Source organism: Epilithonimonas pallida (genome assembly GCF_900182975.1).
Taxonomy (GTDB): Bacteria; Bacteroidota; Bacteroidia; order Flavobacteriales; family Weeksellaceae; genus Epilithonimonas; species Epilithonimonas pallida.
Window position 1 is genome coordinate 127,857 of record NZ_FXUO01000006.1, and the last position, 17,066, is coordinate 144,922.

The 17,066-nt window shown below is 29.8% G+C and carries 16 protein-coding genes; all 16 read right to left on the bottom strand.

Translation table 11 applies throughout. From position 1 onward, the window contains the following. Window positions 1-31 precede the first annotated feature (31 nt). Window positions 32-1,150: a polysaccharide biosynthesis C-terminal domain-containing protein gene (locus QOL71_RS12935; RefSeq protein ID WP_283417323.1), complete on the bottom strand. Its 1,119-nt coding sequence runs from the start codon at window positions 1,148-1,150 to the stop codon at window positions 32-34. A 3-nt stretch (window positions 1,151-1,153) separates the two neighbouring features. Further along, on the bottom strand, window positions 1,154-1,576 hold the full coding sequence (locus QOL71_RS12940; protein WP_283417324.1) for a cupin domain-containing protein: 423 nt from the start codon (window positions 1,574-1,576) through the stop codon (window positions 1,154-1,156). A gap of 8 nt (window positions 1,577-1,584) precedes the next feature. After that, window positions 1,585-2,619, bottom strand: a complete 1,035-nt coding sequence (locus QOL71_RS12945; protein WP_283417325.1) for a polysaccharide biosynthesis protein — start codon at window positions 2,617-2,619, stop codon at window positions 1,585-1,587. Continuing rightward, window positions 2,603-3,730, bottom strand: a complete 1,128-nt coding sequence (locus QOL71_RS12950) for a glycosyltransferase (RefSeq protein WP_283417326.1) — start codon at window positions 3,728-3,730, stop codon at window positions 2,603-2,605. The genes QOL71_RS12945 and QOL71_RS12950 overlap by 17 nt, the downstream gene beginning before the upstream one ends. A 109-nt stretch (window positions 3,731-3,839) precedes the next feature. Continuing rightward, window positions 3,840-4,715, bottom strand: coding sequence for a glycosyltransferase (locus QOL71_RS12955; protein ID WP_283417327.1), 876 nt, complete (start codon window positions 4,713-4,715; stop codon window positions 3,840-3,842). 1 nt (window position 4,716) lies between these two features. Beyond that, window positions 4,717-5,808 (bottom strand): EpsG family protein, encoded by a 1,092-nt coding sequence (locus QOL71_RS17735; RefSeq protein WP_379954163.1) that lies wholly within the window; start codon window positions 5,806-5,808, stop codon window positions 4,717-4,719. A 12-nt stretch (window positions 5,809-5,820) separates the two neighbouring features. Continuing rightward, window positions 5,821-6,459: a CatB-related O-acetyltransferase gene (locus QOL71_RS12960; RefSeq protein ID WP_283417328.1), complete on the bottom strand. Its 639-nt coding sequence runs from the start codon at window positions 6,457-6,459 to the stop codon at window positions 5,821-5,823. A 3-nt stretch (window positions 6,460-6,462) separates the two neighbouring features. Then, entirely contained in the window at window positions 6,463-7,884 is a 1,422-nt protein-coding gene (locus QOL71_RS12965) for a lipopolysaccharide biosynthesis protein (RefSeq protein WP_283417329.1), read from the bottom strand. Window positions 7,885-7,893: 9 nt separating this feature from the next. Further along, window positions 7,894-10,242 carry a GumC family protein gene (locus QOL71_RS12970; RefSeq protein WP_283417330.1) on the bottom strand — a complete coding sequence of 783 codons (2,349 nt, stop codon included), beginning with the start codon at window positions 10,240-10,242 and terminating at the stop codon, window positions 7,894-7,896. 84 nt (window positions 10,243-10,326) lie between these two features. Continuing rightward, entirely contained in the window at window positions 10,327-11,112 is a 786-nt protein-coding gene (locus QOL71_RS12975) for a polysaccharide biosynthesis/export family protein (RefSeq protein ID WP_283417331.1), read from the bottom strand. A gap of 41 nt (window positions 11,113-11,153) precedes the next feature. After that, on the bottom strand, window positions 11,154-13,085 hold the full coding sequence (locus QOL71_RS12980) for a polysaccharide biosynthesis protein (RefSeq protein ID WP_283417332.1): 1,932 nt from the start codon (window positions 13,083-13,085) through the stop codon (window positions 11,154-11,156). A gap of 17 nt (window positions 13,086-13,102) precedes the next feature. After that, window positions 13,103-14,236 carry an aminotransferase class I/II-fold pyridoxal phosphate-dependent enzyme gene (locus tag QOL71_RS12985; RefSeq protein ID WP_283417333.1) on the bottom strand — a complete coding sequence of 378 codons (1,134 nt, stop codon included), beginning with the start codon at window positions 14,234-14,236 and terminating at the stop codon, window positions 13,103-13,105. A gap of 104 nt (window positions 14,237-14,340) precedes the next feature. Continuing rightward, on the bottom strand, window positions 14,341-14,979 hold the full coding sequence (locus QOL71_RS12990) for an HAD family hydrolase (protein WP_283417334.1): 639 nt from the start codon (window positions 14,977-14,979) through the stop codon (window positions 14,341-14,343). After that, window positions 14,972-15,940, bottom strand: coding sequence for an ATP-grasp domain-containing protein (locus tag QOL71_RS12995; protein ID WP_283417335.1), 969 nt, complete (start codon window positions 15,938-15,940; stop codon window positions 14,972-14,974). The genes QOL71_RS12990 and QOL71_RS12995 overlap by 8 nt, the downstream gene beginning before the upstream one ends. A 3-nt stretch (window positions 15,941-15,943) precedes the next feature. Continuing rightward, the gene (locus QOL71_RS13000; RefSeq protein ID WP_283417336.1) at window positions 15,944-16,549 is read right to left on the bottom strand and encodes a sugar transferase; all 606 of its coding nucleotides are present in this window, start codon (window positions 16,547-16,549) and stop codon (window positions 15,944-15,946) included. 47 nt (window positions 16,550-16,596) lie between these two features. Continuing rightward, entirely contained in the window at window positions 16,597-17,052 is a 456-nt protein-coding gene (locus tag QOL71_RS13005; protein ID WP_283417337.1) for a hypothetical protein, read from the bottom strand. Window positions 17,053-17,066 lie beyond the last annotated feature (14 nt).

Consider the following 17,066-nt stretch of genomic DNA (forward strand, 5'->3'; position numbering starts at 1 on the left):
AAATCGCGGTAAAGTTTGAAATTAAAAATTGTTAAACTTCCACGAAATATGTATCTGCATCTTCCGGATTGAAAGGTTCATTGATCCAGAAAATAGTATATAATTCTTCTTCTCCGATATTTTTAATATTGTGAGTATACCATATCGGCATATCTACATAAGCGGGTTCGTTACCATCCAAGTAGAAATCCAGCACTTCATCTGTATCTATTTTTCTTAACTGTATTAAGGCTTTACCTTTAATGACAGCGAATCTCTCAATTTTTCTTGTATGAAAATGATTTCCGCGTGTAACTCCCGCAACTGTAGTCGAAAAAGAGCATTGACCGCCAATTCCTAAACGGACCACTTCAACGAATGCCCCCCGCGAATCTGTATGTTGCGTAAATTTTACGGGATAATGATTTTTTATATCAAAATAACAACGGAATGTATTGAAAAGGTTCAGATCAAACTTACTTTCCAAAACAGGAATCTCGCCATTATCAAAATATAGTTTTTTATAATTTTCAAGCTTAGCTAAAACCTCTGAAACTTTATTTACAGAGGTGTGCTGAACTTCATATAATTCTTTGGTTTCTGCAATTTCAATCTGATGAATTATTTCCTGCACGAGTTCTCCTACATAAATAAGCTTCACGTCTCCATCATTATCTATAACGGGATTTTCACCATGAGTAAGCTTGTGGCAGAACGTTGCGACGAAGGAATTGTAATTAGGTCTCCCAAATGGTCCAAAAACATTCGGAATAACCATTCCTGTAAATTTTCCTCCGCTCTTTTTTGCCCAGTCTGCAAATAATTCCCTTCCTTCTTTTTTAGATTTGCCATACAAATTATCCCGTTCTTCCTGAGAAGATGAAGAAAAAAGAACATGCGCTTTTGATCCGGTCCTTTGCAAAGAATCTGTCAGTTTTTTTACAAGCTCAACATTATTATTGAAAATAACTTCCTGATCAGGATGGCGGTTCATTGCAGCAAGGTGCACTATTACATCACATTGTTTAACAAAGTCATCAAGTTTTTCTGCTGATTCGAAAAAATCTCTCTCGAAAGAAATTCTCTCATATTTTTCAGGCTGCAAACCCAAAGTGTTATATAGATGCGAGCCAACAAAACCGTTTTGCCCTGTAATTCCAATTCTTTTCATTCTTTATATTTTTTCAAAATAATCTGCCGGAAAACGATGTTCATCATTCACTTCTCCCAAAGCATGATCTACCATTACTAAAAGCTTTGAATCTTTTTCCTTAGCCTGAATGGCACTTGCAAAACCTTGAGGCATATGAAGAATATCCAATCTATCGGAAGCTATTTCAAATTCCATTATTTCCAGATTATACGATGGATTTTCCCAATCGTCAGGTTTAATCAATTTAATGACAAAACTTCCATTAATTGCTGAGAACCAGCGTTGCTCGATTTTATGCCCCGTCCATCCTCTTACAAAATCCGGATCATTATTTTCAATGATATATATTCTTCTGATAACTGAGGCATCAAAATTATTATTGAAAAAGAGATTTCCTCTTTCATCAGAATATCTTCCGCCTTCAATAATTTGTGGCAAATCCATACAGCTTATTAATCTGGATATTGCATTACATCTTCTCCTAACACTTCTTTTCTTATCAGGGGAAGTTTCATTAAAAGCTTTTTCATACCTTCAACATCCTGCTGCTCTGTATTATGAGAATGATAATCTTCTATTTTTGAGATATCTTCTTCACCTTCAGAAAAATACTGGGCATAATTAAGATCTCTGTTATCCGCAGGAATTCTGTAAAATTCTCCCATATCTTCCGCCTTCAACATTTCTTCGCGTGTACACAATGTTTCGTATAGCTTCTCGCCATGTCTGGTTCCGATCACTTTTATAGGATTTTCTGCCCTGAACATTTCTTTTAAAGCCTGAGCTAAATCTCCGATCGTTCCTGCAGGGGCTTTATTCACGAAAAGATCTCCTGAATTTCCGTGTTCAAAAGCAAATAAAACAAGATCAACAGCTTCTTCCAATGACATCAAAAATCTTGTCATATTCGGATCTGTAATTGTAATAGGTTCGTTATTTTTAATTTGTTTAATAAACAATGGAATTACGGAGCCTCTGGAAGCCATTACATTTCCGTATCTCGTAAGACAAACTACAGTTTCGTTTAAATTTCGGGAAGCCGCCACAGCTACTTTTTCCATCATTGCTTTAGAAATTCCCATTGCATTGATAGGATATGCAGCTTTATCTGTACTTAGACAGATTACCTTTTTAACATTATTTTTCGCAGCAGCATCTATTACATTCTGTGTCCCTTCAACATTGGTTTTTACAGCCTGCATCGGAAAAAACTCACAAGAAGGCACCTGCTTTAATGCTGCAGCATGGAAAACATAATCTACTCCTCTCATTGCATGCTCAATGCTTTTGTAATCTCTTACATCGCCGATATAAAACTTCAGCTTATCATTTTTAAACTGATTTCTCATGTCGTCTTGCTTTTTTTCGTCGCGGGAGAAAATGCGGATTTCTTTAAAATGATCTGTATGTATGAACTTTCTTAAGACAGCAGTTCCAAATGAGCCTGTTCCGCCTGTGATGAGAAGAGTTTTATTTTGTATTTCCATTTTTATTTGTGTTGTCAATTAAAATTCTAAGATAATTTTTTGTCCGATCCATACTTGAACCAAATCTTTTAAAATTTTTTAACCCATTCTCAATCAATTTGTTTTTAATATCTTCATTACTTATTACAGTTATTATTGCGTTAGCGTAGGATCCTGCATCCAGCGCATCACAATAAATGGCACCATCCTGACACACATCTCTTGCAAAACTCATGTCCGATGTTATTATGGGTTTACTCATATACATCCCTTCTAGATATGATGTTGAAAAGACTTCTAACAATGTTGGCATAAACAAAATATCTACTTGATCATATAAAGATGGAACATTTTCTATATTTACTTTTCCAATGTATTCAATATAATTGTCATATTTATCTGAAAAACCTAAATCTTCTTTTTTTATTGATAAAATGAATTTAAAATTCTCCAATTTATAATCATTTAATAAAACGTCTATGATTTTTGGTATTATGCTTATGTTTTTGTGAGGATAATTAGCTGTTAAATACAAAATATTAATATCTGATTTGAAATTAAAATTTTTAAATTTCCAGTCCTCCTTTCTAGTGAAAATTTCATTTAATGTATTTCCAACTACATAGCTTTTTTTGTTATTAGCAAACTTATTTATGAAAGTAGTTCTTGCATCTTCTGTTTCGAAAATTAAGGCATCAGAGTTTTTAATAAAAAATTTCTTTTTGAATGTCATTAAGATTTTATTTTTAATCTTACCTGTAATACTAAGATTTTTTATATATGGCGAATTATAATAGATTAGATGTGGAATTGCAAAACCAACAATCTTTGGAAAGTTACTTTTATGGTATGACGGCCCAAAAACTGTAAATATTATATCCGGGGAAAATTTTTCTTCTATTTTTTTAAGTTCTTTACTACGTTTAAATATATTGTCATGATTATTAGAATTCAAATTTTGAAAACTAAAATTCTCACCAAATTTTCCTGTAAAAAAATTTTCCATCTGAGGGCTGAGTACAACTAGAAAATGATAATCTAAATTTAATTTATTCAAATCATTAATAAAGGAAATAGCAACTTGTATTCCTCCTCCAGCACGTAAATTCGAACAATCAATTAAAATTTTCATACACATTACACATTAATACAGAAAACTATAAACAAAAAAGCAGCATATTTTACGCTTCTCAATAATTTCACAATAAAAATAGTTATAATAATTATATTATTATAATGATCTAATTATTTTGTTTATTTTTAAAATTATTTATGATTTTAATTTCTTGCTCTGTTTTAAGAATTCTTTCTTTCCTATTCAATATTTTGAATAAAAACAGGTTAAATTTATAATCACTAAAATATTTTGAAAAAATATTTTTCCTATCCAGATGATATTTCTTAATATAATAATCAAGAGACTTTAATTCTTCATAAAAGGCTTTTTCATTTAGTCCCCTATTTTCTGTAAGGTGTATATATTCTTTTGAAGGGTCAAAAATAATATTATAATTTTTCTTTATTATACGATTACTAATATCCGGTTCTTCATGGTATAAAAATATTGCCTCGTCAAACATACCAATCTCTTGAAATTTTGCTTTATCTGTAAAGAAAAAAGCCCCTGATAAATAATTATGTTTTATTGAAAACAAATTAAGCTTATTAATGATCTTTGTCCATACGGCGTTTCCAATGCTTGGTCTAGATTCTGGTTTTATGTAAAAAGAAATATCTGAACTACTTCTTTGTTTATATGACAAAAGGGCCAAGGTATTGTTCCTAGAAAAAAAATCTATAGAATTTTTGATCAACGGCATAGAAAAACGTACATCAGGATTCATGACACAGCAGATTTTACCTTTTGCATTATTGATACCTATGTTATTCCCTTGCCCATAACCTCCATTTTTCGGATTATCATATATGATTACTTTATCAGAATAAGGTTCTAATGTATCTCGTAATTTCTTATTGTTATCAAAGTTGCTATTATCGACTATAATTACCTCCAGATTAGACTCCGGAATATCCAGATACTGATAAATGCTTTTTACACAATCTAGGATTAAATCTTGTGAATTATAAGTTACGATTATTATAGAAATATCTTTCATATCAATAGAAGTATCCTCGTAAATAATTAATAGATTTCATTGTATGTTTTAATTCTTTCATGAAGAGATTATCGATGTTCAGCACATCAGGAAGTATATATATCGTAAATCCACAAAGTACATTAAGTAAAAAAAACATAAAAAAATATTTAAATTTTTCTTTGTTTGGCAGTGGCTGAATAAGATATAAAAAATAGATTATCCAAAATATCGCAAATGGAAATAGATATCTATGTCCTACAATTTGTAAAATCAATGCTCCGGGAAGAAATATGAAGGAAAAAAAAGTTATTTTGAAAACAAATTCGAATGTTGGATTATCTGCTCTATCATATTTCTTTAATAATTTTCTAGATATTAATATTAAAAATAATAAGTAAAAAATATATGGCAAAGCGTTGAAGAGTCCTCCAACAAAACTGCTTACATTATCTTTTTCCAGATACGCGCCAAAATGTTGTAACACTTTTCCTAAACCCGTATTAAAAATATAATAGACTATTACAAATACAAATAGGGAAATTCGTAATATATAGGTAAAATATTTTTTCTTAGGTATAAAATATATTGGTATAAAAATCAATAAAATCGACAATGCAGAGTGACAGAGAATGCTTAATATGATTAATAATATAGAAAATATATATTTCTTTTTATAAAATAGATAATAAAATCCAATCATTAATATAGGAAACCCCAAATAGTATCTAATCTGATTCGTGAAGTGTACATAGTCTAAGGTTATGTATGCGAGAAAAATATAAAAAAAATGTCTGGAAAATCTTGTTATTAATATATAGTAAATAATCACAATCATAACAATATGAAATGAATAGAGATCATTATAATTATAGTGATATTTTGCAAATAACTTACTTAGTGTATAAAAAATAAAATCTGTTTTTTCATTTTGTTGTTTGAAGAAAAGATAATACATATCCCAATCCGCAGTATATCTAATACCTAGCATAAAAACAAACACTATTAAAATTAAAATAGCATTAAAGAAATAGGCTATTGGTTTTGAAGGTATATTTTCAAGAATTAGCCCAATAATAAAATGTATAGTAAATATTAATATTAAATATTCCAATTGTTTTTTAATTTATTTCTGTATTTGTTTCAAAACATCGTAAAAATTATTTGGATCATAGATTTTATCAACATTTTGAGTTATAATTTCTTTATTTAGTTTATTAAAATCAATTTTTAAAAGCTCTTGAATTGTGTTATCATCAAATCTTTTTTTTAAAATTTTAGCCGGGTTACCACCGATTATAGAATAAGGTGGAAATGATTTTGCAATAACAGAACCAGCTGCAACAACACATCCTTGCGACAATCTTATACCAGATAATATTATAGAATTCATACCTATCCACACATCATCTTCTATTATTATAGGGCCTTTCGTAGTTGCTTCATCTTTATTTTGAAAATAAAATCTGAACGGGAATGTGGAAATATTATATAAATCATGATTACCTCCCATCAAAAATTTGACATCTGATGCTATTGAACAAAAACTTCCAATTTCAATTTTTTCATTTTCATTATTCCAACTATATATTTCTAAGGGGCCATAGGTATAATTACCAACACTGACTTTGTTCAAAGGAAATATTGTTTTTACAGGATATGTGTAATTATGTCGATTGGCTTTTTTCCACCTAACTTTGAAAATCTCATACTTTACGGGATTGTAGAAAACTTTAAAAACTGATTTTATTATATCATAAATCATAATCTATTTTTTTTCTATCAGTTTAACATATAGATTTGTAATAGGAAGCCTATAAAGCTTATAAAATATTCCTGTATAAGTAAGTAGTATAAATGTTACAGCAAAGAGAATTTTAAGAAAAACATTTTCTATTAAACGAGATATAAAATCCCCAATCAAGTAAATAATAATAGCTATTAAAAAATAAATTAAAATGTTTAGTGTTTTATAAAAATTCTTTTGGAGGGAGTTTGCAACAAAAAAAGATGTGACTATGTATTGTAATATAAACTGTATCAATATTCCTATGCAAATTCCTATCAGACCATAATTATAAAATATTATTATGATTGTTAATCCTATAATTTTGGTCAAAATTTCCACAAATAAAAATCTAGACGTTTTACCAATAACCTGAAATATATTCATATTCATTATAATTAATGGGTAAAACAATGTAGAAACCAACAATATATTAAAAGGCACAGTCATATTAACCCATTGATCTGATAAAATTAATTTTATTAGAAAATGTGATAACAATGTGACAAGTGTGACTATTGGTAATAAAATTATAAAAATTAATTTGTTGTATTTATTATTATGAGAATAAAGTTGATTATAATCTTCTTGAAATTTCATTAAGTAAGGAAAAAAAACCCTTTGGATTATTCCTGTCAACATTGATATGGGGTAGATTGTAAATTGATAACTTTTGGTATATATACCCAAAGCTTTTGTTGAATAAAATTTACCTAGCAATACAGAGTTCATATTGATATATATAGCATTTATAATTGCCGCATATAACAATTTGGAGCCATAATTAAACAAATCAAAAAAAGACCTTTTTGAAAATTCTAATTTTGGTAGCCATTTCAAATTTATATACAAAAAAAATAAATTAAAAAATGCTAATGCTACATTTTGACAGATCAAAGCCCAAATTCCATATCCTAAATACGCAATAATAATTCCAATAATACCAGATATTAAAACTGCAAAAAAAGAGAATTTAGCTTGTGATTTAAAGTCTATTATTATAGTAAGTCTTGTTTTATAAATAACAGCTAGACTATTCAAGAGAATACCAATACCTATGACTCTAATATATAGAGTTATTTCCTTATTAAAAAAATTACTTAAATAAGGTGCAAAAAGAAAAAGCAAAATATAGATAACCAGACCTGTAATTACAGAGGTATAAAATGCTGTGGAAAAATCAGTTTCCGTTCTACCCTTTTTAAATATCAATGCATTTCCAAATCCACTGTCAACAAAAATCTGGGTAAAAGATATAACTACAAGCAACAATCCCATTAGACCATATTCTTGTGGAGACAAAATTCTCGCCATCAGAATTTCAAAAACAACCTGAATTCCTACGACCGAAAATCTATCTATAGCACTCCAAATAATACCTTTACCTAACTGAGAATTAACCATGTAGTAAAATTAAATCTTCCACCATTTTTTTTCTTCAGCTTGGTAACCGTAACCATATTTATTGCCATATCCAAAATTTGTTTTATGAATATCATTTAGAACAAAACCAACATTTTTGATTTTTTTTGTTTCAATATTTTTGTTGGCAAAATCAATAAATGCTTTTTCCGTAATTTCTGATCTAGTCACATAAACTGTAGCATCTGCAACATCAGAAATAAGGAAAGAATCCGTAACAAGCATCAACGGAGCGGTATCTAGAATAATATAATCATAACTTTTTTTAACAAATTCTAATAATTTTTCATAACGTCCATTTTGTAAAAGATCTGTCGGATTTGGAGGAATAATTCCAGAATATATGAAGTCACAATTTGGATGAAGTCCGCTTGGGTGAATAATATCCTGGGGATTTTCAATTTCTTCATATAAATATTCCGAAAGACCTTTTGCATTTTTCATTGCAGGGTTGTATCTCTGCAACTGAGGGTTTCTAATATCAGAACCTATAACTAATATTTTTTTAACCGGCGAAGCCAAGGCCAAAGCTAAATTCACAGAAACAAATGTTTTGCCTTCTCCTTTTATTGTTGATGTCACAAAAATTATTTTAGCATCATCAACCTTTGGTAACATAAAATTAAGATTTGTAACCAAAATTCTAAAAGATTCCGCTAATGGTGAAACATCATTTTTCACAATAATCTCTATATCTTTTTTGTACAATCTAGGAATTTCCGAAAGAATAGGAATCGTTGTAAGCTTTTCCAAATCATGTTTTGTTATGAGTTTGTTATTTAATAATTCTTTAACATAAATAATAGCAAAAGGAATTAAGAAACCTAAAAACCAAGCTCCTAAAATAGAGATCATTTTTTTAGGCGCAACAGGTTTTTGCAAAACATATGCATGATCTACAACTCTTGCTTTATTATCCGTTATAGCCATTGATATGGCCGCCTCTTCTCTTTTTTGTAATAATAACAGATATAAGTTCTCTTTTATTTGTTGCTGTCTTTCAATATTTCTAAACAATTTTTCTTGGTTTGGAACTTTTCTTATTTGAGCATCACTGTAATTATTTTCCCTATCTATTTGCCCCTTAGTCGTTTTTAGATTAATCTGATACCGTTGTAAACTTTCGCGCATTGCATTCTTTAATCCTACTAAATCTTTTGTAACTTCTTTTACTAAAGGATTTTCCGTAGTCGCGTTTTCCAACAATCTACTTCTGTCCATTACTAGTTTATTATAAGCAGTAATATTGGATGTTGTTGTAGGATTATCCAGACCTATATTTGTTGGTAATACCTGATAATTATTTGTTTGACTATCAATATACCCAAGGAGCATACGGCTAATTTCTATTTGGGTATCGAGTTCAAGACTCTTTTGTCTAGTTTCATTTGATATTTGTAAATTAATTTTTGCTTCAGCAGGTATATCTACAATATCGTTGTCAATCTTAAATCTTTCTTTGTCGCTTTCTACTTCGCCTAATTCTTTTGATATTAAAACAATTCTATCATCAATAAAATCTTTTGTTCTTTTTGATTCAGTGTTTTTATCCTTAATGGCATATTCGTTGTAGACATCTACAAGATTATTAAGAATATCTTTTGACTTTTCTTTATTAGCATTTGCCATTGATAATCCAATAACAGTAGCATCTTTATCCATGAGATCAACTTCTAATGCTTGTTGATAATTGTCTACAGTACTTGGAAAATCAGAATAAGTAAAATAAATGTCATTTAGCTGTAACTTTCTTACAGCTTTTCTATTGAATTTGGGATTGTTTGTAATTATAAAATTAGCATAGGGCAAACTAATCGTTTTATTAAAGCTTGTAACGATTTCTTTTTTCAATTCCTCCGAAGAAAGTATTATTTTATCTCTTTCAATTTTAATGTTTAAAGGTTTTTTCGGAAGATCCTCAAATTGTTTTTCATTGATAATATGAATAACAATGGGACTTGTATCTTTATACAATTCAACATCATAAAACTTTTCTCTTGAATAAATTGAAACTTGAAGTCCTAGATTTTTAGTAATATCTTCTACAATTCTCTTTGATTTGAAAATTTCTAATTCATTTTCAATACTATTGGTACCCATTCCTGCAAAACCACCTAGTCCCGCTAATACTCCAAAGTCTCCTGAAGCACTGGACATTTTTTTAGCATCTTTAATTAGAACAGATGATTGTGTTTTATAAACAGGTATTGTGAATAATATATAATAAATTGCTAAAATAGTTGTAAGAAAAATAGACACTAAAAACCAATACCATTTTTTTGTATATGGTTTTATGATTTCTCTCAAATTAATTTCTTCTTCCTTTTTCGTCAAGTCCATTTAACTAGTTTTTTATCTATAGCAGGCTATAGATTAATATTAATTAATAATTTTTTGAATGAATAATTCTGCACAATTTCTCTTTTACCTGAAAAGAAGAGCTAAAACTCCTACTAAAACTGATGCTACAGAGATAACAATACCTATCTGAGGCCCATAAGATGAGGCACTTTTTCTTGCACTATTTGGAGATACATAAATAACGTCATTCTGCTTTACATAATAATAAGGAGAATTAAAAAGTTCTGCGTTTGTAAGATCTATGTATTGTTTCGTGGTAGCACCATCAACATTTCTGATAACTAGAACATTTTTTCTTTGCCCATATATCGTAAGATCACCGGCCATACCTATAACATTAAGAATCGTTGTAGGCTGCCCACCGTCAATATTGAAAGTCCCTGTTCTGTTAACTTCTCCCAAAACAGTAACCCGAAAATTTACGGTTCTTATATTAACACCCGGATTTTTTATATATTTTGTAAGTCTTTCCTTAAGATCCTCTTTAAACTGGTCAAGATTTTTGTTTGTAGTGTTTATAGTCCCTAATATCGGAAAATCGATATTACCTTTGCTGTCAACATTATAAACAGGTTCTATTGATGCGTTACGCGAAGGAACAGAAGAAAATTGAGACATGTCTGTAGAATAATAGTTCTGGTTAAAAGGTTTTGCCACCTCATTATCTTTCGCCAAAACTGTGATAGCCAATTGGTCTCCTGGCTGTATTGTAGATGTATTAGCCTTAATAGATTCTTTTATTGCTACATCTTCAATATTTTTAACATATTGTATATCTTCTCTTGCTTTACACGAAAATACAGTATATACTAAAAACGCCATAAAAACTATGGATAAAGCTCTTCTCATAAATATAATTCTTAACTGAAGGTTTGCAAATATAGGAATTCTTATTTATCTAACGATTCATATATAGAATTATTGCTTTTAAATTCTTTTACTATAGATTTTAATATTCTTACTATCTCCTGCTTCTCTTCTTTTTTAGAAAAATCAATGACAAGATCAGTTAATTCATCTATTTCTGCAAAATACATAGACGGATCTTTTGAGATCATTATTTTTTCATGAGAGGTTGGTAATGTTCTGGTATTGTCACTCAAGAGTTCCTCGTATAACTTTTCCCCTGGTCTTAAACCTGTATAAATAATCTTAATGTCAATATCAGGCTCGAAACCTGAGAGCTTTATCATTCGTTTTGCTAATTCAAGTATCTTTACCGGTTCTCCCATATCAAATACATAAATCTCTCCTCCAGCCCCCATTGTTCCGGCATGCAAAACCAATTCACAAGCTTCAGCAATAGTCATAAAGTACCTAACAATTTCCGGATGTGTAATTGTAACAGGTCCTCCTTTTTCGATTTGTCTCCTAAAATGTGGAATTACAGATCCATTAGAGCCTAGAACATTTCCAAATCTTGTTGTAATGAATTTCGTCGTGTTACCCTCAACATTCTGTAAAGATTGTACAAATAATTCTGCAACACGTTTTGAAGCGCCCATAACATTGGTAGGATTCACGGCTTTATCGGTTGAAACCATTACAAAACGATTGACATTATATTTGCTGGAAAGTAACGCTAGATTCTTAGTTCCCAAAATATTAACAAGAACCGCTTCGTGTGGATTATCTTCTACCAGCGGCACATGTTTGTATGCAGCCGCATGATATACCATTGAGAAGTTATATTTTGCAAACAAAGGCTCCAACCGACTATAGTTGGAAATGTCAGCGAGAATAAACTTAAAATTAATATGAGGGTATAGCTCCCTCATTTCCAGCTCAGTATCATAAAGCGGTGTTTCTGATTGATCCAGAATAATAATCTGTAAGGGTTCCAAAAGTGCAACTTGTCTTACGATTTCTCCACCGATAGAACCGGCACCTCCTGTAACCAGAATAGTTTTCTGAAAATGTCTTTTTTTCACCTCCAGATTATCAAGTTTAATTTGTTTTCTATTTAACAAATCTTCAATCTGAATGGTTTTTATATTATTGATAATATCATTGGTGCGCAGCTTTTGCATTGCCGGCGCTTTATAAATTTTAAGGTTATGCTCCAAAAACAAATTAACCCAAAATTCTAATTCTTCCTTCTGCAAGGTTTCTTTAATCACCAAAACACCATTTACGTCACTTCTGCCATTTTTTAAATTATTAATAAAATTCTGTTTTGTAATAATCTTTTTATCTAATAACTTAATGCTAACTCTTTTATTACTATAAGATATAAAACCCTGAATATCAAAAGGCAAACTGGGATTAGAAATAATAACCTGAGCAATAGCAACAGAAGTATCATCATCACCTAATATGTATATTTTTTTCCTGCTGGAACTCCTTTTATTTTCTTTTATAATATTGAAAATACCTTTAACACAAAGTCTAAATACAAATAAACAGAGACAAGAAATTGCAAAGTAAAGCCCCAAAAAAGGAATAAGAATTATTTTTTTATTAGAACTGAAATAGTATGTGTAATTAATAATTATGATTGTTAATACACTGCATAGATTTGCAAGAAAAATTTTGAATAAGTCAACAAAAGTAGAATGCCTAATCACGCCTAAATATGTTTTGAATATATACATATACAACACATTAATGGCAATGATAAAGATAAAAACATATAATAATGGGAATACATTATAATGCTTAACCTCCAGCCCTATTATAAGTAAATGAGATACAGAAAGAGATAAAATTACAATTAATATATCAATAACTAAGATGACCCATCTTGGTAAAAATTTAAGATCGGCAAGATCCAATACATTATCATTCAGTGAAAATCTTTTAAGATTTTTAACCTTGTCCATTTTTTGGTTAGTTATTGTTAAAATTGGTAATTGTTTATGACTTCATTAATTCTATTTTTATCATCATTTGTAATATTGGAACCAGAAGGTAGACACAATCCTGCGTTAAACAAATCTTCAGCAACTGTTTCTCCATAATACGGACAATCTTTAAAAACAGGCTGAAGATGCATAGGTTTCCATAATGGACGGGTTTCTATATTTTCCTCTGCAAATGCAGTCATTAGGTCATGAGTTGTTTTTTTTGTCAAATCCTTATTAAGAGTAATACATGTGAGCCAGTGATTTGAAAAAAAATCAGAGTTTGCTTCAGAGAAAACATCAACCGCTTCAGTATTAGAAAATAGTTCTTTATAAAAGCTGTGATTATCTCTTCTCAGGCGAACCCTTTCATCTAAAACTTCCATTTGTCCTCTACCAATTCCTGCACAGATATTACTCAACCTATAGTTATATCCAACCTCCGAGTGTTGATAATGAGGTGCATGATCTCTTGCTTGTGTTGATAAGAAAATTGTCTTCTGTTTTTGTTCTTTTGTTGTTGTTACTAATGCTCCACCACCAGAAGTCGTAATAATTTTATTACCATTAAAAGATAATATGGCAAATTCCCCGAATGTTCCACATTGTCTTCCTTTATAACTTGATCCTAAAGCCTCTGCACTATCTTCTACCAATGGAATTTCATATTTTTCACAAATTGCCAAAATCTCATTCATCAAAGCAGGCATACCATAAAGGTGAACTACAATTACTGCTTTTGGCTTTTTATTTTTACTGATTCTATCTTGTATTGCTTTTTCCAGATATGCTGGTGACATATTCCAATTGACTTCATCGGAATCTACAAAAACAGGATTGGCACCTAAATATTTTATCGGATTTGCAGAAGCAGAAAATGTAAATGATTGGCATATTACCTCATCACCATAACCGATGCCTAATTGTATCAATGCCAGATGTAATGCTGCTGTTCCGGAACTAAGTGCCGCAACAAATTTATCTTTAATAAGAAATTTTTCTATGGCAACCTCAAATTCATCTACATTTTTGCCCAAAGGCGCAACCCAATTTTGATCAAACGCTTCTTGAACATATTTCATTTCCCCACCGCCCATATGTGGAGACGATAGCCAGATTTTAGACTTCATTTATTTTAAAATACGTTAGTTTAAATTTTATTCAAACTTATAATTTGATTGCTATTTACTTTTATAAATTACAATTAAAATATTAGATTGATATTTTCACAAAGTTACTCAATTAAAGCATAAAAATATTGCCATGATACTGTTTTTTCTGCATTATATTTTTCTTGTAAAATATTGGGGATTGCATGAATCTTCTTGCCCTCATTATCTTCTATCATAATTGTTTTCCAACCTAGTAGATTGGGCGTGATAAAATCCTTTTTGGGATTATCCGCAATATAGAAAAACTCATATCCAGGCTCTAGGAAAACATTATAATTCTTTTTATCCGGCTTTTCTGACCCAAACTCTTCTGAAATTATGATTTTATCAAAATAATTTTCAATATCCAATGCCTTAATCTTGTTTCTCTGAGTAACGGATCTACCATCTGTAAGCAGCCCCATTTTTATATTTTCGTCTTTTAATTTATTCAAAATATCTTTTACTCCATCTCTTAAATTGATATCGGGAAAATGCTCACGATATAATGTGAGGAGCACTTCTTTTGAAGAATGAAATTTCGAAGCTAAAATTCCAAAAACGTCTTGTTGCTTATAGTAAAGCTCAAGCATCTCATTATAAAGAGAAATATAATTATCGTCTGGGACAAGTTTTTTTGCAATTTCTTTATAAGCAGATTTTAGAAAATCCACCTCATAAAAGAGTGTATCATCCAGATCGAAAACAATATATTTATTCATAATTTCTTACAAGAACTTCTGCATCATATCTTAGCATTAATAATTTGTCTTCCCAATCATCAGTATAATTAATGCATTTATTTTCAAAATATTCTTCGATTAACATTTTTGGATAATTAGCTCCTGCTTCATAAGAAAGCGGATATCCCCCTCCGAATCTTGGGTTAATCTCGATTGCTATAATATCGTTATTGTTTTTGTTGTAGAACAATTGAATTGTAATGCATCCTATTGCACCGGATATTATATGGAGTTTTTCTAGTAAGTAATTTATAATTTCATTTTTAGTAGTAACACCTTTATGGATTTCTCCACTTCTTATAGCAATTCTCTGTCTTGGAACTGCACATGATAACTCATTATTTTTGTTATAATAGCAATCTACAGTATATTCTTTATATAGAGAAGAATCTATATATTCCATAAACATAAACTTAGGATGACCCAAATGATAATCTGTAATTTCATCTTCTTTTTTAATTATATAGATATCCTGACTCAGGCTACCATCATATGGCTTGATGAAAAGTGGAAAAGTTGGATTTTTTTTATCAATAGGTTTAGGAAATTTTATATCATGCTTTGAAAAAAAATTATTTAATTCTCTCTTGTCTCTACAACTTTTAATTAATTGCTTATCTGAAATAATCAAATAAATATTATTAAGTTTAAAAAAGCCAATACTATCTGAAAAAACTCTCAATTCGGTATCAATGGTAGGAATTACCATTCCTATATTTTCTTTTTCACAAATATTTAAAATTTCTGGGATGTAATTTTCATCTGTTACTTTACAAACTTTGTAATAAAAATCCGAAATTTGACAAGCCGGTGATAATTCTGGTTGAAGATCAACTGTAATTACCCTGGAATCAGGAAATTTTTTTTTAAGTTCTTTCATAAAAGCATTAACCAAAGAAACCCTTTGTCCTGCAGATGTAATTAAAATATTTGTCTTCATTTTTTAGTTCTTTCCATTAAAACTTTCTGTAGTTGCTTGTCCAACAGTATTAATACCTTCTCTTTTAAGCACTTTTTTAATAGTTAATAAAAATATTTTAGCGTCCAGTAAAAAACTGATATTATTGACATAGTACACATCATAAATAAACTTTTGAGCCCACGTGATTGTGTTTCTACCATTAACCTGAGCCCACCCTGTTATTCCCGGCTTAATCAAATGTCTTTTCTTCTGTTCTTCATTATATAAAGAAAGATAGCTTACCAAAAGTGGACGAGGCCCTATAAAACTCATATCCCCTTTCAAAACATTGATTAGCTGAGGAAGTTCGTCTAAAGAAGTTTTTCTTACGAATTTCCCCATTTTTGTCAATCTGAATTCATCCGGCAAAAGATTTCCGAACTCATCTTTCTGGTCTGTCATAGTTTTAAACTTAATGATTTTGAAAACTTTTTCATTCTTACCCGGGCGGCTCTGAAGAAAAAATACATTTTTCTGATTAAAAAAATATAACAGAGTGATAACTATCAATAATACAGGAGATAATATCAATAACAGTATAAATGAAAATATAAAATCAAATGATGGTTTTAAAAAGCTTTTGTACATCTTAACAAAACAAATCCGAAATTTTAAAATTCCGGATTTAAATATTTTTAAATATTAGTTTTCTTATTTTTTCTCTGATAATAAATCATCAAAGACATACCGCTTAGTAGTAATACCGGGATAAGACTATTAATAGGTACAGGTTCACCCGGATTACCAGGACCTTCCGGATGTTCACCTCCATTAGGGACTAAATTAGAATTTTGTTCCTCATTTTCGTTAAATGTATTATTTGGAGCACTTTGAACCTGTGTTGGATCATTTGGATCAACATTATGGTTGGATTGCTGTTCATTAGATTGAATTTGATTATTATTATCAAACTCATTCTCAGCTCTAAACTGCGCTAAACATATAACACTCAAGGTGATACATATAATGGACAAATATTTTCTCATCTGAAGTTTGAAACTAGACATATTTTTCAGGTTGTAAAGATATAAAATTTTAATAAAAATATATAAATTATTAACATTAAATAAAATTAACAATTCTTTTATCAATCTTTTATGTATGT